General features: G+C 63.8%; 21 protein-coding genes. 11 read left to right on the top strand and 10 right to left on the bottom strand.

Annotated elements, in window-relative coordinates:
- Positions 1-24: 24 nt before the first annotated feature.
- The 3 genes from ABI546_RS05610 to ABI546_RS05600 are packed head-to-tail and all read left to right on the top strand — an operon-like array spanning position 25 to position 3,830.
- The gene (locus tag ABI546_RS05610) at positions 25-1,863 is read left to right on the top strand and encodes an ABC transporter ATP-binding protein/permease (RefSeq protein WP_348044927.1); all 1,839 of its coding nucleotides are present in this window, start codon (positions 25-27) and stop codon (positions 1,861-1,863) included.
- Positions 1,864-3,483: an MFS transporter gene (locus tag ABI546_RS05605; RefSeq protein WP_348044925.1), complete on the top strand. Its 1,620-nt coding sequence runs from the start codon at positions 1,864-1,866 to the stop codon at positions 3,481-3,483. It begins immediately after the preceding gene.
- A 35-nt stretch (positions 3,484-3,518) separates the two neighbouring features.
- Positions 3,519-3,830: an antibiotic biosynthesis monooxygenase gene (locus ABI546_RS05600; protein ID WP_348044923.1), complete on the top strand. Its 312-nt coding sequence runs from the start codon at positions 3,519-3,521 to the stop codon at positions 3,828-3,830.
- 139 nt (positions 3,831-3,969) lie between these two features.
- Here the strand turns inward: ABI546_RS05600 and queC are convergent, their stop codons facing one another.
- Together queC and ABI546_RS05590 are read right to left on the bottom strand one after the other, a co-directional pair.
- On the bottom strand, positions 3,970-4,692 hold the full coding sequence (queC, locus tag ABI546_RS05595; RefSeq protein WP_348044999.1) for a 7-cyano-7-deazaguanine synthase QueC: 723 nt from the start codon (positions 4,690-4,692) through the stop codon (positions 3,970-3,972).
- A gap of 22 nt (positions 4,693-4,714) precedes the next feature.
- Complete coding sequence (locus tag ABI546_RS05590; RefSeq protein WP_348044921.1) at positions 4,715-5,893, bottom strand: fumarylacetoacetate hydrolase family protein; 1,179 nt, start codon at positions 5,891-5,893, stop codon at positions 4,715-4,717.
- A gap of 189 nt (positions 5,894-6,082) precedes the next feature.
- Here ABI546_RS05590 and ABI546_RS05585 point away from each other — a divergent pair, with 189 nt between their 5' ends.
- From ABI546_RS05585 to sigJ, 4 genes are all read left to right on the top strand, one after another.
- Positions 6,083-6,850, top strand: coding sequence for a fumarylacetoacetate hydrolase family protein (locus tag ABI546_RS05585; protein WP_348044919.1), 768 nt, complete (start codon positions 6,083-6,085; stop codon positions 6,848-6,850).
- Positions 6,851-6,972: 122 nt separating this feature from the next.
- The gene (locus ABI546_RS05580) at positions 6,973-7,779 is read left to right on the top strand and encodes an isocitrate lyase/phosphoenolpyruvate mutase family protein (protein WP_348044917.1); all 807 of its coding nucleotides are present in this window, start codon (positions 6,973-6,975) and stop codon (positions 7,777-7,779) included.
- A 164-nt stretch (positions 7,780-7,943) separates the two neighbouring features.
- Positions 7,944-8,402, top strand: coding sequence for a carboxymuconolactone decarboxylase family protein (locus ABI546_RS05575; protein ID WP_348044915.1), 459 nt, complete (start codon positions 7,944-7,946; stop codon positions 8,400-8,402).
- Between the two features lie 25 nt (positions 8,403-8,427).
- Positions 8,428-9,321, top strand: coding sequence for an RNA polymerase sigma factor SigJ (sigJ, locus tag ABI546_RS05570; protein WP_348044913.1), 894 nt, complete (start codon positions 8,428-8,430; stop codon positions 9,319-9,321).
- 63 nt (positions 9,322-9,384) lie between these two features.
- On the opposite strand, the gene ABI546_RS05565 is transcribed toward sigJ, so the two are convergent.
- Positions 9,385-9,789 (bottom strand): DoxX family protein, encoded by a 405-nt coding sequence (locus ABI546_RS05565; RefSeq protein WP_348044911.1) that lies wholly within the window; start codon positions 9,787-9,789, stop codon positions 9,385-9,387.
- A gap of 508 nt (positions 9,790-10,297) precedes the next feature.
- Between ABI546_RS05565 and ABI546_RS05560 the strand changes: the two genes are divergently transcribed.
- Complete coding sequence (locus tag ABI546_RS05560) at positions 10,298-10,546, top strand: hypothetical protein (protein WP_348044909.1); 249 nt, start codon at positions 10,298-10,300, stop codon at positions 10,544-10,546.
- A 216-nt stretch (positions 10,547-10,762) separates the two neighbouring features.
- Here the strand turns inward: ABI546_RS05560 and ABI546_RS05555 are convergent, their stop codons facing one another.
- The 7 genes from ABI546_RS05555 to ABI546_RS05525 all read right to left on the bottom strand — a co-directional run bounded on the left by ABI546_RS05555 (position 10,763) and on the right by ABI546_RS05525 (position 16,756).
- Entirely contained in the window at positions 10,763-11,587 is an 825-nt protein-coding gene (locus ABI546_RS05555; RefSeq protein WP_348044907.1) for a phosphodiesterase, read from the bottom strand.
- 15 nt (positions 11,588-11,602) lie between these two features.
- Complete coding sequence (locus ABI546_RS05550) at positions 11,603-12,664, bottom strand: ABC transporter ATP-binding protein (RefSeq protein ID WP_348044905.1); 1,062 nt, start codon at positions 12,662-12,664, stop codon at positions 11,603-11,605.
- Positions 12,654-13,451, bottom strand: a complete 798-nt coding sequence (locus tag ABI546_RS05545; protein ID WP_348044903.1) for an ABC transporter permease subunit — start codon at positions 13,449-13,451, stop codon at positions 12,654-12,656. The genes ABI546_RS05550 and ABI546_RS05545 overlap by 11 nt, the downstream gene beginning before the upstream one ends.
- A gap of 3 nt (positions 13,452-13,454) precedes the next feature.
- Positions 13,455-14,279 carry an ABC transporter permease subunit gene (locus ABI546_RS05540; RefSeq protein ID WP_348044901.1) on the bottom strand — a complete coding sequence of 275 codons (825 nt, stop codon included), beginning with the start codon at positions 14,277-14,279 and terminating at the stop codon, positions 13,455-13,457.
- 25 nt (positions 14,280-14,304) lie between these two features.
- Entirely contained in the window at positions 14,305-15,318 is a 1,014-nt protein-coding gene (locus ABI546_RS05535) for an ABC transporter substrate-binding protein (RefSeq protein ID WP_348044899.1), read from the bottom strand.
- 72 nt (positions 15,319-15,390) lie between these two features.
- Entirely contained in the window at positions 15,391-16,395 is a 1,005-nt protein-coding gene (locus tag ABI546_RS05530; protein WP_348044897.1) for a LacI family DNA-binding transcriptional regulator, read from the bottom strand.
- Between the two features lie 115 nt (positions 16,396-16,510).
- Positions 16,511-16,756, bottom strand: coding sequence for a hypothetical protein (locus ABI546_RS05525; RefSeq protein ID WP_348044895.1), 246 nt, complete (start codon positions 16,754-16,756; stop codon positions 16,511-16,513).
- Between the two features lie 286 nt (positions 16,757-17,042).
- Here ABI546_RS05525 and ABI546_RS05520 point away from each other — a divergent pair, with 286 nt between their 5' ends.
- The 3 genes from ABI546_RS05520 (at position 17,043) to ABI546_RS05510 (ending at position 19,310) form a co-directional block, all read left to right on the top strand.
- Positions 17,043-17,597: a hypothetical protein gene (locus ABI546_RS05520; RefSeq protein ID WP_348044893.1), complete on the top strand. Its 555-nt coding sequence runs from the start codon at positions 17,043-17,045 to the stop codon at positions 17,595-17,597.
- Positions 17,598-17,727: 130 nt separating this feature from the next.
- Positions 17,728-18,207, top strand: a complete 480-nt coding sequence (locus ABI546_RS05515; RefSeq protein WP_348044891.1) for a hypothetical protein — start codon at positions 17,728-17,730, stop codon at positions 18,205-18,207.
- Between the two features lie 98 nt (positions 18,208-18,305).
- Positions 18,306-19,310, top strand: coding sequence for a transporter (locus ABI546_RS05510; RefSeq protein ID WP_348044889.1), 1,005 nt, complete (start codon positions 18,306-18,308; stop codon positions 19,308-19,310).
- Positions 19,311-19,352: the final 42 nt, after the last annotated feature.

The following is a 19,352-nucleotide window of genomic DNA, read 5'->3' as shown; positions in this document are numbered from 1 at the left end:
ATTCCAACCCCACGGTTTAAAAAAATGACGCCATCCATTCCCGCTCCGGGGTCTATTTCCAAACTGCACTCCTTTCGGGCTTTCGTTGCCCGGGTCTGGGCGCTGGCTGCGCCCTATTTCAAGTCGGAAGACAAATGGAAAGCGCGCGGCCTGTTGCTGGCCATCGTGCTGTTGAACCTGGGCACGGTGTACATGGCCGTGCAATTCAACGACTGGTACCGTGTGTTTTATGACGCGCTCCAGAACAAGGACCAACCAGTGTTCTGGCAACAACTTGGACGCTTCACTTATTTGGCTTTCGGCGCCATCATCATCGCGGTTTACAAGTTTTATCTGACCCAGGTACTTGAGATGCGCTGGCGTGCCTGGATGACACGCGACTATCTGGGCCGCTGGCTTTCCAATCGAGCCTTCTACAAGATGGAGCTGGCGCGGTATGCGACAACCGGTCATGACAAGGGACAGTCTGCAGCCAACGCCAGCCCGGACAATCCTGACCAACGTATTCAAGAAGATTTGAATCTTTTTACGCACTACACCGTCACCCTCAGCATGGGCTTGCTGAATGCTGTGGTCACACTGGTCAGCTTTGTCGGCATCCTCTGGGGGCTGTCGGGCTCCTTTTCATTCGTGCTGGCCGGTAACAGCTACTCCATCCCCGGCTACATGGTCTGGGCGGCCGTTGTGTATTGTGCGGTTGGCAGCGTGATCACCCATTACATAGGCAGGCCGCAGATCAAGCTCAACTTCATGCAACAACGCTATGAAGCCAATTTTCGACACCACATGGTGCGTGTGCGCGAATACGGCGAATCCATCGCGCTAGACCACGGCGAATCCGTGGAACGCACCCAGCTGAACGGTCGATTTTCAACCTTACTTGCCAACTACTTAGACTTGATACGCGCGCAGAAGAGGTTGCTCTGGTTCACCGCTTTTTTTGGCCAGGCGGCCACCATCTTTCCTTTCTTTGTGGCCGCACCACGATTTTTCAGCGGCGCCATCCAGTTGGGACAACTCATACAGATCTCGTCCGCTTTTGGCAAAGTGCAGGATTCCCTAAGCTGGTTCATCGACAACTACAGCAGTCCCCCCGGCATTCCAGGATTTGCAGGATGGATTGCCACCACCGACCGCCTGACCAGTTTTGAGGACAGCATGACGGCGCAGACGAAAAACAACGCCGCGTTACTGACAACAGTCTCCCCGGTGCTCGAATCGCACGACCTCAATGTCTCTCTGCCAACTGGGGCAGTTCTTCTGGCAAGCACATCACTTCATGCCGGCGCCGGCGATCATGTCCTGCTGAAGGGCCCCTCCGGCAGCGGGAAATCCACGTTGTTCCGTGCCTTCGCGGGCATCTGGCCTTTCGCCAGCGGCAGCATCGCGCTGCCTGACGAAGCGATGTTCATTCCGCAGCGGCCTTATTTCCCCAATGGGCCCCTCAAGGACGCCCTGGCCTACCCCGAACCCGCCGCACGTTACAGCGATGAAGCGCTGAGGCTAGCGCTGGAAGAGGTCTTTCTGCCACAGCTGGCTAACCGGCTGGACGAGGAAGACGCATGGAGCCAGAAGCTGTCTGGCGGCGAGCAGCAACGCCTGGCGATTGCCCGGGTATTGCTCAAAAAACCCCGCTGGATTTTTGCTGACGAAGCCACCAGCGCGCTTGACGAGGCTGCTGAAAGAATGCTTTACGAAAAGCTGCTGGCACACGTCCAGTCGGTGAACGGCGGCATTGTGTCGATCGCTCATCGCTCCACCGTGGCAGCTTTCCACAACAAGCGCTGGGAATTTGAAAAGCAGCCCGACGGTTCGCCGGCGCTGTACCGGCTCAACGAAGGTCCCGCACAGGAAGCGCGCTGAATGCCGGAAGAAGCCGCCAGACCCGCCCAGCCGCCCGCAACCGCAGACCTCTCCGCCTGGGCGCCCATCAAGCGCCCGGTGTTCCGCATGCTGTGGAGCACCTGGCTGGTCGCCAACATCTGCATGTGGATGAACGATGTGGCGGCGGCCTGGATGATGACCTCCATGACCACGTCACCGCTTTGGGTGGCGCTGGTGCAGTCGGCGTCCACCTTGCCGGTATTCCTGCTGGGCCTGCCCAGTGGCGCCCTGGCCGACATCCTGGACCGGCGCCGCTACTTCATCATGACGCAGTTCTGGGTGGCGGTGGTGGCCACATTGCTCTGCATCACCGTGATCTCGGATGTCATGACGCCGCCACTTTTGCTGGCCCTGACCTTTGCCAACGGCGTGGGCCTGGCCATGCGCTGGCCGGTGTTTGCCGCCATCGTGCCCGAGCTGGTGCCGCGCGTGCAGCTGCCTGCCGCGCTGGCGCTCAATGGCGTGTCGATGAACGCGTCGCGCATCGTCGGTCCGCTGGTTGCCGGCGCCTTGATTGCCGGGGCCGGCACCGAATACGTGTTTGTGCTCAATGCCCTGCTGTCGGTCATCTCCGGGTTTGTCATCATGCGCTGGCGGCGCGACCATGCGCCCAGCCCGCTGGGGCGTGAACGCCTGGTCAGCGCGATGCGCGTCGGCCTGCAGTTTGTGAGCCAGTCGGCACGCCTGCGTGCGGTGCTGGTCCGCGTGGCCATCTTCTTTTTTCATTCCACCGCTTTGCTGGCACTGTTGCCGCTGGTGGCGCGGGGCCTGCACGGCGGCGATGCCGGCACCTTCACGCTGCTGCTGGCGTCCATGGGTACGGGCGCCATTGTCGCGGCGCTGAACCTGGCGCGGCTGCGCCAGTTGATGCCGCGCGATGTGCTGGTGATGCGGTCCACCCTGCTGCAATCCGTTTCCATGGCCATCATCGCGTTCGCGCCGAATGTGTATGTGGCCGTGCCGGCCATGCTGCTCAATGGCATGGCCTGGATCACCTGCGCCAATTCGCTCAGCGTGTCGGCCCAACTGGCCCTGCCCGACTGGGTGCGCGCGCGCGGCATGTCGATGTACCAGATGGCCATCATGGGCGCCAGCGCATCGGGTGCGGCCCTGTGGGGCCACGTGGCGGGCCTCACCAGCGTGTCCACCGGCCTGCTGGTGGCCGCTGCCAGCGGCTCGATCGTGATGATGGTGGCGCAGTACCTGGTGTCCGACCTCAGCATCGAGGAAGACATGACCCCGTCCCGCCAGTTCAAGGCCCCGGTGGCCGAGGCACCGCCCGGGGTGGGCCGCGTGGTGGTAAGGATTCACTACCAGATAGACCCGGTGCGCGCCGACGATTTCCGCGCGCTAATGCAGGAAAGCCGCCGCAGCCGCCTGCGCCAGGGTGCGCTTGAATGGGAGCTTCTGCGCGACGTCAACAAGACCGGCCACTACATCGAGCAGATCATTGACGAGTCATGGACGGAACATCTGCGCCGCTTCGACCGCGTGACGGCCAGCGACGTGGCGCTGCGCGAACGCAAACTCGGATTTCACCTGGGCGAAGAACCACCGCTGGTCACTCGCAGCGTGGTCGAGCCGCCCGGTCGTGGCTAATAGCCGGATTTTTTAACATCAACCAGGAGTCCCCCGTGATCGCCACCACACCCGCCGCCCCCTACTACGCCGTTATCTTCACATCACTGCGAACCGAAGGCGACAAGGGCTACGGTGACATGGCCGACCGCATGGCGGCCCTGGCTGCGCAACAACCGGGCTTTCTGGGCATCGAATCGGCCCGCGAAGGCCTGGGCATCACGGTGAGCTACTGGCAAGACCTGGCGTCCATCAAAGCCTGGAAGATGAATGCCGAGCACCTGGTAGCGCAGCAAACGGGTCGCAGCGACTGGTACACGCACTACAAAACCCGGATCGCGAAAGTGGAACGCGACTACGGGATGTGAGCCCCGGCTTAATCTGACTCCTTCCCCCGCTGGGGGAAGGTGGGGATGGGGGCCAGCGGCGTCCCACCATCTCCTTGTCGACCATATCAAACAGCTCCATCCCCCTATCCCAGAGCCCAGAGGGGAAGGACAAAGAAGCTCAGGCCGCTACCACGTAGCGGTCGTACCCCCGGGCCCGCAATTCGCACGCCGGGCACGTGCCGCAGCCATAACCCCATGCATGCCGATGCACGCGGTCACCCAGGTAGCAGGTGTGGGTGTGCTCCACGATCAGGTTCACCAGCGCTTCACCGCCGTTGGGCTCGCCGGATTTTTCACCGATGTCATGCGCCAGCCGCCAGGTGTCGGCCTTGTCGATCCACATCAGCGGCGTTTCGATCAAAAAGCGTTTGTCCATGCCCAGCGACAGTGCCAGCTGCATGGCCTTCATGGTGTCGTCGCGGCAATCGGGGTAGCCCGAAAAGTCGGTTTCGCAAACGCCGGTGACCAGCACCTGCAAATCTCGCCGGTAGGCCAGCGCGGCCGCCAGCGTCAGAAACAGCAGATTGCGGCCCGGCACAAACGTGTTGGGCAGGCCCGAGCTTTCCATCTTGAAGGCGACGTCGCGCGTCAGCGAGGTGTCGCTGACCTGCCCCAGCACCGCCAGGTCGAGCAGGTGGTCTTCACCGAGCTTGGGCGCCCACTGCGGAAACTGCGTCTTGATTTCACGCAGCACGTTGAGCCGTGCCTCCAGCTCCACCTTGTGGCGCTGGCCGTAGTCAAACGCCACGGTCTCGACACGTTCGTATTTGGACAGCGCCTGCGCCAGGCAGGTGGTGGAATCCTGCCCGCCAGAAAACAGCACCAGTGCAGAGGTATGCATCATCCCGTCACCGATCTTTTTCTTACAGCAGCTTGCGTTTGGCCAGGCTCTTCATCAGGGCCGAGATGCCGAAAGTCCAGGGTGCCGCCTTGTCGGATGTCGTGACGCGGTTCACCAGACTGCCGAGCTGCGGCGTCGCGACCGTCACCACGTCGCCCACCACATGGGTAAAGCCCTGGCCGGGGCCGTGGCGGTCTTGCGTGGGCGCAAACATGGTGCCCAGGAAGAGCATGAAGCCGTCGGGGTACTGGTGGTTTTCGCCAATGGCTTGGGCCACCAGGTCCAGCGGGTCACGGCTGATCTTTTTCAACGAGCTGCCGCCCTTCATCACAAAGCCTTCAGGGCCTGTCACGACGATGCTCAGGTCACTGCTGCGCACGTCGTCGATGGTGAAGTGTTCATCGATCAGACGAATGAAGGGGCCGATGGCGCACGAGGCGTTGTTGTCCTTCGCCTTGCCCAGCAGCAGTGCGCTGCGCCCTTCGAAGTCACGCAGGTTCACGTCGTTGCCCAGCGCCGCGCCCACCGTCTCGCCGCGCGAGTTGACGGCCAGCACGACCTCGGGCTCAGGGTTGTTCCAGTGGCTGTGCGGGTGTATGCCCACTTCAGCGCCGGTACCGACAGCACTCATCGGCTGGCTCTTGGTAAAAATTTCCGCATCGGGGCCGATGCCCACTTCCAGGTACTGCGACCACATGCCTTGGGCGATCAGCACGTCTTTCAGTTTGGCGGCTTCAGGCGAGCCGGGTTTGATACTGCCCAGGTTTTCGCCGATCACGCTGACCACGGCTTTACGCGCTTCGTCAGCCTTGCTGGCGTCACCGCCTGCCTGCTCTTCAATCACGCGCTCCAGCATCGACTCCACAAAAGTCACGCCCGAAGCTTTCAACGCCTGCAGATCGCAAGGCGCCAGCAGCCAGGGCTGCTTGGGGTCATGCGCATCCGCTGCGGAGTTGGCCAGCACCTCAGCCGTGCCCGCCAGGCGCGGCAGCGACGGCGCCGCGGCGCGAACCGCTTTGGCCACATCGGGTAACTCGAGCAACTGGCTAGCCGTGGGCGCCACGCGGGAAAGGTCGTACACGCCATCGGGTGTCACCAGGACCAGCACCGGCCCGGTACCCTCCATCCATACGCGCCCCACCAGCAAGGCGTCGGCGGCATCAACAGGCAAAGTGGAAGCAGGGCTCAGGAGATTTTTCATGGTGTTGAAACAGGTTTGCAGAAAAGGACAGCGCAAAAATGCGCTTGAAGCTGTCAATAGTACAAGGACTCCACCCCCCTTGGCCGCGGCCAGCCTACTACACTCACGCAAGCAAGCTTGCAGGTCAACGGTGCCGCGCTGCCAGGCCGGCAACCCGACCCTTCATCTCACCTTATTTTTAAGCCAAATATGCCTCCAGCCCGCGAACAACAAGCGCAAGCAGCTATTGAATTGATAGCGAGGCGGCGCGCCGTAAAACAGGGCCCGCGCCTGCTCGAAGCCCTTCGTCCGCTTGACCTGGAAGCCGGCTGGCAGGTGCAGCAGGAAGTCACCCGCCAGCTGGGCCAGGCGGTGGGCGGCTGGAAGGCCTCCCTGCCCAGCGCCGGAAAACTGGTGGCCGCGCCCATCTACCAGCCCACGATCAGCCGCGCGGCCATTTGCGCCGTGCCCTTCCCAGCCGGTGCCGACACGGTGGCGGTAGAACCCGAACTCGCGTTTGTGCTGGCCCAGGACCTGCCACCGCGTGAGCAGCCTTACACCCAAGCCGAGGTAGACGCGGCTGTTGGCGCCGTTCACGCTGCGCTGGAAATTTGCGCCAGCCGCTATACCGACCACACCGGCCTGCCGTTTGCCGAACTGCTGGCCGATGGTATCGTCAACAACGGCCTGTGGCTGGGGCCCGCACTGAGCGCGCCCGATGCGGCGGCGTTCCAGCTCAGTTGGCACATCGCGGACGGCCCTGCACAAACGGCGGATGCGCGGCACCCCGACGGCAACCCGCGGGCGCCGCTGTACTGGTTGGCCAACTTCCTTCGTGAACGCGGCGTAGGCCTTCAGGCCGGGCAGGCTGTCATCACGGGCTCTTACGCTGGCGTGCTCACATTGCCCATGGGAAAGCGCACACAGTTCGACTACGCAGGCCTGGCCCGGTTTGAGGTCGAGTTCCGCGGGCAATAGATACAGGGCGGTAGGGATATAGGACAGGAAAGGTCCGGAAATGGCCAGCCGCTTCGGCCCATGTTGCTAAGCTGTGCGGTTCAATTTCTCCAGCACATCCACAGCACAACAACGGAGCCACCATGCAAGCCCTTCATCACCAGCAGTTTGTCCAGCTTCACCAGGCGCCTCACGGCGTCTTGCTGTTGCCCAATGCGTGGGACGCCGCCAGCGTCAAAATTTTTGAGGCCTCCGGCGCGAAGGCCGTTGCCACCAGCAGCGCGTCGCTTGCCTGGGCCTGCGGCTATGCCGATGGCGGCGCATTGCCGCCCGATGAACTGCTGGACGCGGTCGCGCGCATCACCCGCGTCTTGAAAGTGCCGCTGACCGTCGACATGGAAGATGGCTACAGCCAGGACCCCGCTGAGGTGGGCCGCCTGGCCGCCGAACTGGTGGACGTATGCGCCGTGGGCATCAACCTCGAAGACGGCAGCGACGCCCCGGCCTTGCTGGCCGACAAAATCCGCGCCATACGCAGCGCACTCAAGGGCAAGCCGCTCTTCATCAACGCCCGCACCGATGTCTACCTGCGCAAACTCAAAGTCGACGGCACGCCGGCCCAGGCCAGCATTGCCCGTCTGAAGCTGTACCAGGAGGCCGGCGCCGACGGTGCGTTTGTGCCCGGCCTCACGGCCCTGCCTGAGGTGGAAGAAATCAGCGCCGCCATCACTCTGCCGCTGAACGTAATGGCCATGCCCGGGCTGCCGGCCATCGCCGCGCTGCAAGCGGCCGGCGCACGCCGCGTCAGTGTGGGCCCTTCCCCCTTTCAGGTGGCGTATGAGCACGCCAGAACCAGTGTCGAGGCGCTGCTCAAGCAAGACCTGTCGCCTTTGCTGGGCCCCAAGCTGGATTACTCGACCATGAACAAGATGCTGACGTTCGCCCGTTAATCCGCGCCCAGCCAACACGCACCGGGCCAGCGCGCCGCCATCGCCTGAATCCCCCGGGGTTCAGGCTTTTTTTTGGTCTTTTTGAGAGGCAGTGTCACAAACGGAATGGCTGGGCCGTCAATACGGTGTGACACCCAACTTTTAAACCTTTAAAGGAAAACACCATGACTGCCACTACGGCTACAGCTACCGCCGCCAACACCGCCCCCGTCCGTATGGACCTCGTTGTGCCCGATGTCATTCCCGCCTTGCTCAAGGTGCGCGAAGCCATCGACAACCTCGGCCTGGACAAAAAGCTTCACCATCTGGTGCATCTGCGCGCCTCACAAATCAACGGCTGCGCCTTCTGCGTGAAGATGCACCTGCGCGAAGCCCGTGAAGACGGCGAAAGCAACGACCGGCTGGACCGCCTCATTGTCTGGGCCCACGTCAACGATTTCAGCGAGGCCGAGAAAGCCGCCCTGGCCTGGACGGAGGCGCTGACGGTGCTCGACCACAAGACCGACTACGCCAGCCTGCGCGGCCGTTTGCGTACGTCCTTCACCGACAAGGAAATTGGCGCGCTGACCGCTACCATCGGCATGATCAACCTGTGGAACCGCACACAGGTCTCGGCACACTGAACAGCAAGATTTAGGCACACGTACCATGTCGAGCATCGACCCAACCGCCGTGTTTGAAGAAAGGCGCAGGCATTTATTTGGCCTGGCCTATCGCATCCTCGGCTCACGGGCCGATGCCGAAGACGCCGTGCAGGACGTCTTCATCAAATGGCTGGCCGCCGACCACACCACTATTGCCACGCCGGCCGCCTGGCTGACCGCCGTTTGCACGCGCCATTGCATTGACATGCTGCGCGACGCCCAACGCAGCCGGGTCGACTACGTCGGCACCTGGCTGCCCGAACCCATCCACACCCGCACCGAAGACACGCCCGAAACACACGCCTTGCTGGCTTCATCGCTCAGCATGGCCTTCTTGCTGCTGCTGGAGCGGCTCACGCCCAAAGAGCGCGCCGCATATTTGCTGCACGAGATTTTCGAGACGCCGTATGCCGAGGTGGCCGAGATGCTGGACATGGAGGAAGCCGCCTGCCGCAAGCTGGTCTCGCGCGCCAGCACCAACATCGCCCAGGGCAAAGTGCGGCACGTGACGGCGCCCAAGGTGCAGGACGACCTGCTCACCGCCTTTCGCGAAGCGATTACCGCCGGCAGCACCAAGGCGCTCGCCAGCCTCCTGTCGGATGACATTGCCCTGTGCGCCGACAGCGGCGGCAAGGTCGCCTCGGTGGAAGGCATCTTCCAGGGCAAAGGCAGCGTGCTCACCCTCATCGCCACGCAACTGGCCCGCTACTGGGCCCATTACGAATGGCTGCCCTGCGAGATCAATGGCGGTCGCGCCATCCAGCTGCGCATGAACGGCGAGATCGCCGCGGCCATCACCTTCGCCTACAACGACGAAGGCAAGGCCACCAACATCTACATCATGCGCAACCCCGACAAGCTCGACGGGCTGGCCTTCGGGCCTGAGGCGCTGGCATGAGCATGACGTCAGCCGGCGCTGGCTGGCGGCGTGGCCTGAGGCTCGCCGCCTGACGCTGATGTCTTACTTCCGCGAACGAAGCGCGTCCACGCTCCACGCACCACCGCCGGCAGCGGCAAAGAACAAAAACACAAAGCAGAACAGCACCGCCGATTCGCCGCCATTCAGCATGGGCGACAACACAAAGCCCTTGGACGCATGGCCGATGAAATAGGCAAACGCCAGCAGGCCCGACAACACAAACGCCACAGGGCGCGTGAACAAACCGATCAGCAACAGCGCACCGCCAAAGAGTTCCAGAATGCCGGCAAAGCCGATCAGCGACAACACCTGCAAGCCATCGAAATAGGCGACGTGGGGAAAGCCCAGCAGCTTGGCCGTGCCATGCTGAATCAGCAAATAAGCAGAAACAATGCGCAGGACTGACAGCGCGCGTGAAGTGAGTTGGTCGTTGTGGGCAAAAGCCATGGGGTTCCCTCCGTTAAAAGCAATCAGACAGAGGTCGGGCGAAAAAGTTCAGCGGAGTTTGCACTTCAACGCGCTGGTTGCCACGCAGCCCGCGGAGTAGGCGGGGGCAGGCCGCGGCTTGCCTTGCAGCCGCCCTGCCATTGCTATCTATTTCATAGCTTCTCGCGCTCACCCTGATTGGGCTGACGGCCAATTTAATGCCTGAAACATGACTTGGAACGAGTCTCGTCCGCCAAAATTACCTTCGTGCGCCCCTGAAACCCCTCAACATCGCCTATTTCGAAGCAGAACGTGCCTGTAGCCCAATCACAATGTACGCGAGCAGCTCCTGTTTTGATAGCAAAGAATTTCCCATACGCACCTGCGCAACGCTACTGAGACCCGCCAGATTCGGCGCCAGCACTGCTGGAGCAGTCCTACACCACAACCCTTTTGCGCACCCTACGATCACGCTCCACGTTCATCTCTAGCTGCTGCAAACCGCCGATGAAAGTGAATGGAAGGAGTCATGCAAGCCCGCCTTTATCCCCCCGCCACGTGGCTTATCCTCCCGGCCGCCCTTGCAAGCTGCCTGGGCGCGGCCACGCTGCCGCAGGTCACGATTGCAGCCAAGGCCAATCGGGACCCCGAGGTATGGGTCTATCGCCAAAAAACTTCCCAGCCCATGACGGCCCATGCGGAACTGGTGATTCTGTTCACACCGGCCGGTGTCGTCAAAAAGACGCGGATTCGCCCGGCCTGCCCGGCGCCTGAGTAACGTAGGGATCCGCCGTCGCCCGGTCACGTGAGTCCTTCCCTGACAGCCTCCATGGCCTCTCTCACTTAAAACCCTCATTAACAACTATCTTTGGATGATTAAATGACTTACACGTCCCCATCTGATTTGCCATATGAAGAGGCCAAGGCCCTGGCCGCATCAGCCACACGCATCACAACTGTGTGAAGCGTCCACCGTACTTGCAAACCAGGCTTGCTAGTCGATCAACGCCGCCCCCTCATGAAAAGGAAAGGGTCCGTCATACATGCCGCTCGCCACGGTGTGGCTGACCAGCCGCCCGCCATCGGGCAACACATGCAGCCCAAACCCGGGCGGCTCCAGCACCCATGCCGAGGCGGCGTCGGGGGCGAGGTCCAGGCGGACCTGGTGGGCCGGTGAGGGAATGGTCGCGGCGAGGGTGCCGCCAAAGCGCACCTGGATGGAGCGGTGCAGGTGGCCGCAAACAATGCGCTCGACGTTCGGGTAGCGGCTCACCAGCGCTTCGAGTTCGGCCGCGCCGCTGAGCAAGCCTATGTCGTCCATGTGACCGACGAGGGTCTTGAAGGGCGGGTGGTGCATGGCAATGACCACGGGGCGGCCGCGCTGCGCTTCCAGCTCCCGGGCCAGCCAGGTCAATCTTTTTTCACACAAGCTGCCTTCGCTGGCGCCGGGCACCACGGTGTCGAGGGCGATGAGTTGCAGCGCGCCTACAGCGACGCTGTACTGCACAAACGCCTCTTTTCCGAGATAGCTGTGGCCCGGAAAACTTTGCCGCAGTTGCGTGCGGTCGTCGTGGTTGCCGGGCATCAGGTAGACGGGTACGGCCAGCGGAGCCAGCAGCTCACGCAGGTGCGCGTATTCAGCCGCGCGGCCGAAGTCGGTGAGGTCGCCGGTGATGACGACGGCATCAGGCGGCTGCGAAAGCCTGAGGATGGACGCGATGGCCTGCACCAGGTAGGGCGCGGTGTTGATTCGGCCGTACGCCAGGCGGCCGGGTTCGCGGATGTGCAGGTCTGAGAGTTGCAGCAGTGAAGTGGTCATGAGGGGGCGGGTCGGCTAGGTGGCGAGTTCGCTGCCGGGCATGAGGTGGTGGGGCTGGATGCGGATGCCGACGGCGTCGCCCATGCAGGCGGGGTGGTCGCGCCCGACTTCGGCGTTGACGCTGGTCTGGTCGGGCAGCATGAGCTTGAGCTGGATACGGTCGCCGAGGAACACGCGCTGCGACACCACGGCGTCGCCCCAGCCGACCGCGACCTCGCCGACTTCAATGTCTTCGGGCCGCACCAGCACGGTGTCCTGCGCATGCCAGGACTGTGGGCAGGCGATGTCCATGTCGCCGACCTTGACGACGTGGGCGGCGCGGGCGGCCTCGCTCCGTTCAAGGCGGTTGACGCGACCCAAAAAGCTGGCGACAAAAGGATGGCTGGGCGCGCGGTAAAGCGCCTCGCCGTGGCCGACCTGCACGATGCGGCCGGCCTGCATCACGGCCAGCCTGTCGGCAATGGCCAGTGCCTCCTGCTGGTCGTGCGTGACGTGGATGGCGGTGATGTGCAGGCGGCGCAGCAGCCCGGCGAGTTCGTCGCGCACCGATTCCTTGAGCTTGGCGTCGAGGGCGGTCAGGGGTTCGTCGAGCAGCAGCACACGCGGGCGCACCGCGACGGCGCGGGCCAGGGCCACGCGCTGGCGCTGGCCGCCCGAGAGTTCGGTCGGGCGTTTTTTCTCAAGGCCGTTGAGGCGCACCAGGTCGATGAGCTCGCCAGTCACGCGGCGCTTTTCGGCCTCGCCCGCACCGCGCACGCGCAGGCCGTAGGCGATGTTGGCCTCGACCGTCATCTGCGGGAACAGCGCGTAGTGCTGGAACACCATGCCGATGCCGCGCCGCTCGACGGGCAGGTGGGTGACGTCGGTGTCGCCGAACGTGATGCGGCTGCCGGCGTCGGGCGCCTCCAGCCCGGCGACCAGGCGCAGCAGCGTGGTTTTGCCGCAGCCGGAGGGACCGAGCAAGGCCAGCACCTCGCCGGGTTCGACCGAGAGCGAGGTGGCTTGCAGGCCGCGGGTTCCGTCGGCGTAGGTTTTGGCGCACTGGACGATGTCCACGCGCGTGCGTTCAGCTTGCATGGTGTTTTTCAATCAGGGTGCCGGCGGCCTGCAGGCCCCACAGCACGGGAAGGATGACAAGGAGAAAGACCAGGGTGTAGGCCGAGCCGACTTCCAGCCGCATGGAGGCATAGCTGTCGGCCAGGCCCACGGGCAGCGTGCGCGTGAGCGGCGTGTGCAGCATCCAGGTGAGGTTGAACTCGCCGACGGACAGCGTGAAGACCATCAGGCAGCCGGCGACGATGGCGGGCAGCCCGGCGGGCAGCAGCACGCCGATAAAGCGCTGCGTGAAGCCGGCGCCCAGTGTGCGCGCGGCCTCTTCAAGCGCGTGCAGTTCGGGCTGCTGGAAAGCGGAGGACACGGTGCGCACCATGAAGGGCAGCGTGAACACCATGTGGCCCACGAGGATGAAGGCAAAGCTCTGGCGAAAGCCGCCGATCTGCCCGTAGGCCAGGATCAGCGCCAGCGCGGTGGCCAGGCCGGGCACGGCCACGGGAAGGGTCAGCAGCTCTTCAAACAGGCGGGCGGCGCGGGAGCGGCTGCGGGCCAGCGCATAGGCGCAGGGGATGCCGATGAGCAGGTTGCCCAGCACACACAGCAGGGCCAGCAGCAGCGAAGCGGCGACCGTGCCGCCGTACACCTCCCACACTTCGCCGAGCCAGCGCAGCGTGAGGCCGCTCTTGAGGCCGGCGCTGTAGTTGTTGACGAGGCCGGCGAGCACCGAGAGCGCGATGGGCGCGAGCATGAAGACAGCGACCAACGCCGTCAGCAGCATGAGCAATGGGGAGACCTGGCGCGGGGTTCTCATGCTTCAGCCTCCCGCCGCGGCGGGGCCGGCGGCGCACCGCGCGAGGAACAGCACCAGCCAGGTAATGAGGCCCAGCGTGATGGACAGGCTGGCGGCCAGCGCGAAGTTGGCATAGTTGGTGAATTCGTTGTAGATGGTGATGGGCAGCACTTCAAACTTGCTGGCCAGCATGAAGGCCGTGCCGAAGGCGCCCATGGCGGTGGCGAACACCATCGCGCCGCAGGCCAGTGTGGTGGGCGCGAGTTCGGGCAGCCAGACGTCGCACACGACGCGCCAGCGCGACGCGCCCAGCGAGCGCGCGGCTTCTTCCAGCGGGAGGTCCATGGCGCCGGCGGCGGCGGTGTAGCTGACGATGGCACGCGGCAGCGAAAAATACAGGTAGCCGAGGAACAGCCCCGCCAGGCCGTAGGCAAAGGTGATGCGGCCCAAGCCCAGCGCGTCGCCGAGGTCGGCCACCAGGCCCTGCCGGCCGCCCAGCAGGATGATGAAAAAGCCGATGATGACGCCCGGGAACGACAGCGGCAACGCCAGCAGCGAGAGCAGCAGCTTGCGCCCCGCGAAGCGCGTGCGCGCCAGCGTGATGCCCACCAGGCCGCCCAGCACCAGCGTCACCCCTGTGACCGCCAGCGACAGGCCCAGGGTTTGCAGCAGGCTTTGCCAGTAGCGGGGATTCGTCAGCACCACAAAGTAGGTGGCCCACCCGAGCCCGGCCGGCAGGGCCAGCAGCCGCAGCGCCGGCAAGAGCCAGAAGGCCGCGAAGAAGGCGATCGCCGGCGCCGCGCAGGCCAGCAGCAGGCGGCGCGAGGGCGCGAAGGTGGACGTGCTCATGGGTGGGCGTCAATGCAAAGCCGGCTTACTGGGCTTCTTTCAGGTAGCGGTCGGAGAAGCCTTTTTGCACGGCGGCCATGCGGGCGTAGTCGACGCTTTTGGCTCGGGCGTATTCGCTGGCGGGCAGGAAGCGCGACTGGGCTTCTTTGGAGATCGCGCTGGCACGCACCGGGCGCAGGTAGGCATTGGCCCAGATGGCCTGGCCTTCGTCGGACAGCACGAAGTCCAGCACTTTTTTGCCGTTGTCGGCGTTGGGCGCCTTGGCCACCAGGCTCATCACGTAGGGGACCACGATGGTGCCTTCGGCGGGAATCACGAACTCGACGTTGGCCTTGTCCTTGTATTTCGCGCGGTAGGCGTTGAAGTCGTAGTCGAGCAGGATGGCAATTTCACCGGACAGCATGCGCGCGTACGAGGTCTGCTTGGGCACGATGGGTTCGTTTTTCTGCAGCGCCTTGAAGTAGTCGATGCCGGGCGTGAAGTTGTCCAGCGTGCCGCCGCGCGCCTGGTTGACGGCCACCGCGCCCACGTAGCCGACAAAAGCCGACGCCGGATCGAGGTAACCGACCAGTCCCTTGTAGTCGGGCTTGAGCAGGTCGGCCCATGAGCGCGGCACCGGCTTGCCCTTGAGCGCGTCGACGTTGACCATGAAGCCCAGCGTGCCCGAATGGATGGTGAACCAGTGGCCTTGCGGGTCCTTGAGGCCGTCGGGAATCTCGCTCCAGGCGGCGGGCTTGTAGCTGCCGACCAGGCCGTCTTTTTGCGCCTGGATGGCGAAGGTGACGCCCAGGTAGGTCACGTCGGCCACCGGGTTGGCCTTCTCGGCCGTCATCTGCGCCAGCGACTGGCCGGAGTTCTTGTTGTCGGGCGGCACGGTGACGCCGGTTCTGGCCTTGATGGCTTTCAGCTGGTTGCCCCAGTCGGCCCATTCTGGCGGGCAGTTGTAGCAAATGGCGGTCTGGGCCAGCGCGTTGGCGCCGGCGGCCAGGCCCAGGGCCAGCACCGCGGCATGGGCGAGTCGTTGCAGGGATGTTTTCATGGGAACTCCGTTGTGAAGTGAAAGTGAAATGGAAAGTCGAAGGAGAAAGTCGAAGGAGAAGTGAGGCAGGGATCAAGAGGTCAATGAAGGCGCCGCGCACGATTCGCCTTTGCGAAAACCGTAAGCCAAGGTGAGGCTGCTGTCGGACGTCAAGGCCGCCCCGCCGGTCAGCGCCTGCACCAGCAGCTCCACGCTGCAGCGGCCTATGTCGGCATTGGGCTGGGTGATGGTGCTCAACATGGGCGTGAGGTCTTCACCGAGCGCAATGCCGTCAAAGCCCACCACCGTCAGGTCGCGCGGCACCGCCAGCCCCGCGAGATGCGCCGCGCGCAGACTGCGGATGGCCAGCAGGTCGTTGGAGCAGATCAAGGCGCTGGGGCGCGGCTGCCGGTTTAACAGTTCGGTGATCTCGCGGACGGCGGTTTCAACAAAAGGCACTTCCAGCACCTGCGGGTCGGCAAGCCCGGCGGCCTCCATGCCTTTCAGAAAACCGCGGCAGCGTTGCTGGGCGCGGTCCGATGCGCTGAGCTGGCCGCTGACCATCGCGATGCGGCGATGGCCCAGGCCGGCCAGCCGCACAACGAGTTCCGACACAGCCTGCTCGCTGTCCACCGAGATGCAGGGATGGCCGGCATGCCGGTTGTAGGCCAGCACATAAGGCAGTTGCGCGCCGCAAAGCCGCTGCAGGGCCTTGGAGGTCTCGGGGCTGGAGACCACCAGGATCATGGCGTCGACATTGCCGGCCAGCAGCAGGTTGACGGCCTGCTCTTCCTGCTCGATGCGGTAGTCGGTGGTCAGCGGCAGGATGGCATAACCGGCGCGCGTGGCCGAGCGCGCGATGCCTTCGAGGCATTCGGCGAACACGGGATTGAGCAAGGTGGGCAGCACTACGCCCAGCACGCGGCTGCGCTGCGTGCGCAGGGTGCGCGCGCTGGCGTTGGGCATGTAACCCAGCGCCTGCGCGACCTGCTCGACGTGCGCGCGGGTTTCGGGCGTCACTTTGGCGGGCGCATTGAAGACCCGCGACACCGTTGCCACCGACACGCCCGCCTGGTTCGCCACCGCCTGAATGCTCACTCGAACTCCTGATGTAATCGTTTACATTGGAGCCGCCCAACATGACCGCCTTATGACATGCGTGCGCGATCAGGGTGTCAGAACGCGGGTGGATGGCCCACCCGCCGTCAACGAATCAGAGTTCGTTGACTTGCACGGCGAGGTCGTGCAACTTGGCTTTGCCCATGTAATAGCGGTCCAGCCGCCATTCCTTGAGGATGTCGATCGCGAGATCGAAGGTGTCGTAGTCCAGCTGGTAGAGATCGTACAGCTCGAATTTTTCATCCGACTCGAGGGCGCGCACCAGGCGCGCCAGCGCGGCGGCCTCCGGGGTCGTGGGGTCTTTGGCAATGAGTCTGCGGGCTTTTTTAATCGCGTTCACGGATGAACTCCTGGTGGCGAATCAATGGGCACGCAAGAGACTCCGACCTCCTGCGCGGTGCCTCAAAATTATGTCGGCGCCATGACGGCGTTGTCTATCGTGAACAGCCAAAAGTAACGAAATACTTGTGACGCCCTTCGCGGCCGGTGCCGGTGCGGCGACGGTGCGGTGGCGGCGCTTCACGGGTGCAAGGGCAGAACCCGCGCGCCGCGCGCGTGTCACGGCCAGGACATCAAGGCTTCTTACGATGAACGCCTGTTTACAACATGAGTCTCGTGAGGCCCGCATGACGCTCTATCGGTCCGACAAAGCCAGGGACGAACTGGCAGCCAAAACCCGGGTGCTCAATCTGCGCGAGCGCAGCGCCCTGTTTCTGGCGGATGGGCAGAGAACACACGCGGAAGTGCAGGCGCTGCTGCAGGACGACGGCGGCATCCTGCGCAAACTCATTGGGGTCGGGTATCTGCTGCTGGCGGAGCCTCTCATTGATCCGGCTGCCACCGTTCTCGCGTTTCAGCACACCGGCCCGGCGACGGGCCAGCCTGAGCCGCAAGCGCCGCCCCCCAACGACACTGCTGCCAAAGGCGCGGACAACTTTGACGGCAAGCGCTCCCTGGCGACGACGCGGATGTTTTTGTTTGATATTTGCGAGCGCATGTTCGTGCGCAAAATGCCGGCCATGGCGAACCACTACCGGGACCAGCTGCGCGAGGCGCGGACCCGTGAATCCATGATCGCGATTGCCCGCGACATCATTTTGAATGTGGAAGAGCTGGCGGGCCCGGAGCGCGCCGACGGCCTGAGGGAGCGCATTGCCATGCTGCTGCCATCGGAGCAATAAACCAACAAGCCCAAAGGCGTTCACCAGCGGAAAAAAATACCCCGCCCAGGGCAAAGACACGGCAGTGTCATCTTGCAACGGCAAGATGGTCCCCTCCTCTCTGCGTCCCCCTTCTCCTGCCCTGCCCGCCATGCCAAGCCTCCTCTCTCCACCCGCCGTGCGCGGCGCCATGTCCCCACAGGGCGTTCAGCTCCTGGCGGTGGCGGCGCTGGATGAGCTGGTCGTCAGCCTGGTGAAAGCCAGCCGGCTCGAGATTTCGCCGAACTTTCTGGACTGGATCGCCGATGAAGCGACGCCGCTGGTGGAGCTGTGCGTCGAGCGCTTTTTCCAGAACGACCGTTTTATCGCGAGCCTGCGCGCCGGTGATCCCAGGGTCGCGATCTCGCTCTGGGTGCGCCACTGGGTGTGCCCGCAGATCACCGCCAATTTCGCACAGCTCGCGCCCCTCGTGGCCGGCTTCTCCGACACCGGCCCCGCCGCTTTGGCGGTAGAAGCGCCCCGGCCGGCACCGGCAACGGGTTTGCGTTATCGTTTTCCTGGGAACTGGAAGTCCGGCACGCACCGGCCGGCCGCCCTGTCACTGAACCGTCACACGCCGCCAACACACTGAAGGGCCGCCCGCGCATGAGACGGCAAGCCGGGCACCGGCACTTTTTTTTGTTTTTCGGTTCCTTCTGTTGCAGTCGACTACCTCACGTATATTCCTGAATGGACATCACTTACGGCGCCGACAGGACCGGCCTGCTCTGCGGCTACCGGTTTGAAAACGGCGCGCCCGGCGTGCCGGTGGATCTCATGGAGGCGGCCGCCTGGCTGCAAAGCGAGCTGCCCAAGGGCAAGGCCGACTTTGTCTGGCTGCACTTCAACCTGAGCGATGCCGCGGCGGAGGCGAGCATACGCAAACACCTGAACGCGGTGCCCGGGTTTTTTGAGGCCTTGCACGAGGGCTCGCGTTCCACGCGCATCGAAGACGCCCACGACACGCTGATTGCCGTGGTCAACGACGTGGCCTACGAGTTCGCCTTCGACCCCGCCGAAATGTCCAGCCTGTGGCTGAACGTGGCGCCTCACATGGCGCTGAGCGCCCGCTCGCACCCGCTGCGCTCCATCGACCGCATGCGCGACGCCGTGAAGAACGGCAAGCCGCTGGAGTCCTCGGTGTCTTTCCTGAACCACCTGTTGCGCGAGCAAGGGGACGTGCTGGTGCGCATCGTGCGGGATGCGACCGTCCAGGTGGACGTCGTGGAGGACAAATTCCTGGTGGGCCGGCTGCACAACCGCCGCGCCGATTTAGGCAGGCTGCGCCGTGTGCTGGTGCGCCTGCAGCGGCTGCTGGCGCCGGAACCGGGCGCGCTGTTTCGCCTGCTGCGCCTGCCGCCGCCGTGGATCAGCGAGCGCGACCTCGAAGAGCTGCGCCAGGCCACCGAAGAGTTCTCGCTGACCATACGCGACATGTCGGAACTCAAGGAGCGCATCAAGCTGCTGCAGGAAGAAATCGCCGCCCAGGTGAGCGAAGAAACCAACCGCAGCGTTTTCATCCTGACCATGGTGACGGTGCTCGCGCTGCCCATCAACATCGTGGCGGGCCTGCTGGGCATGAACGTGGGCGGTGTCCCGCTGGCCGACTATCCCCATGGCTTCATGGTGATCGTCGCGATCATCGGCGTCTTCACCGCGTTCGCGGCCTGGTACGCTTACCGGAAAAAGCCGTAGCGGGCAGCCAGCGGCGACGCTAGGCCCGCTTCTTGAACATCG

Origin of the sequence: Polaromonas sp., assembly GCF_039932935.1 — a bacterium.
Taxonomy (GTDB): domain Bacteria; phylum Pseudomonadota; class Gammaproteobacteria; order Burkholderiales; family Burkholderiaceae_C; genus Polaromonas.
Note: the sequence above shows the minus strand (reverse complement) of the source record. Positions and strands in the feature narration are given on the sequence as shown.

Bases quoted from the DNA above. Each gene is read 5' to 3' on its own strand.
- ABI546_RS05610 (WP_348044927.1), top strand. From the start codon at position 25: ATGACGCCATCCATTCCCGCTCCGGGGTCTATTTCCAAACTGCACTCC.
- ABI546_RS05605 (WP_348044925.1), top strand. From the start codon at position 1,864: ATGCCGGAAGAAGCCGCCAGACCCGCCCAGCCGCCCGCAACCGCAGAC.
- queC (WP_348044999.1), bottom strand. From the start codon at position 4,692: ATGCATACCTCTGCACTGGTGCTGTTTTCTGGCGGGCAGGATTCCACC.
- ABI546_RS05590 (WP_348044921.1), bottom strand. From the start codon at position 5,893: ATGAAAAATCTCCTGAGCCCTGCTTCCACTTTGCCTGTTGATGCCGCC.
- ABI546_RS05585 (WP_348044919.1), top strand. From the start codon at position 6,083: ATGCCTCCAGCCCGCGAACAACAAGCGCAAGCAGCTATTGAATTGATA.
- ABI546_RS05580 (WP_348044917.1), top strand. From the start codon at position 6,973: ATGCAAGCCCTTCATCACCAGCAGTTTGTCCAGCTTCACCAGGCGCCT.
- ABI546_RS05575 (WP_348044915.1), top strand. From the start codon at position 7,944: ATGACTGCCACTACGGCTACAGCTACCGCCGCCAACACCGCCCCCGTC.
- sigJ (WP_348044913.1), top strand. From the start codon at position 8,428: ATGTCGAGCATCGACCCAACCGCCGTGTTTGAAGAAAGGCGCAGGCAT.
- ABI546_RS05565 (WP_348044911.1), bottom strand. From the start codon at position 9,789: ATGGCTTTTGCCCACAACGACCAACTCACTTCACGCGCGCTGTCAGTC.
- ABI546_RS05560 (WP_348044909.1), top strand. From the start codon at position 10,298: ATGCAAGCCCGCCTTTATCCCCCCGCCACGTGGCTTATCCTCCCGGCC.
- ABI546_RS05555 (WP_348044907.1), bottom strand. From the start codon at position 11,587: ATGACCACTTCACTGCTGCAACTCTCAGACCTGCACATCCGCGAACCC.
- ABI546_RS05550 (WP_348044905.1), bottom strand. From the start codon at position 12,664: ATGCAAGCTGAACGCACGCGCGTGGACATCGTCCAGTGCGCCAAAACC.
- ABI546_RS05545 (WP_348044903.1), bottom strand. From the start codon at position 13,451: ATGAGAACCCCGCGCCAGGTCTCCCCATTGCTCATGCTGCTGACGGCG.
- ABI546_RS05540 (WP_348044901.1), bottom strand. From the start codon at position 14,279: ATGAGCACGTCCACCTTCGCGCCCTCGCGCCGCCTGCTGCTGGCCTGC.
- ABI546_RS05535 (WP_348044899.1), bottom strand. From the start codon at position 15,318: ATGAAAACATCCCTGCAACGACTCGCCCATGCCGCGGTGCTGGCCCTG.
- ABI546_RS05520 (WP_348044893.1), top strand. From the start codon at position 17,043: ATGACGCTCTATCGGTCCGACAAAGCCAGGGACGAACTGGCAGCCAAA.
- ABI546_RS05515 (WP_348044891.1), top strand. From the start codon at position 17,728: ATGCCAAGCCTCCTCTCTCCACCCGCCGTGCGCGGCGCCATGTCCCCA.
- ABI546_RS05510 (WP_348044889.1), top strand. From the start codon at position 18,306: ATGGACATCACTTACGGCGCCGACAGGACCGGCCTGCTCTGCGGCTAC.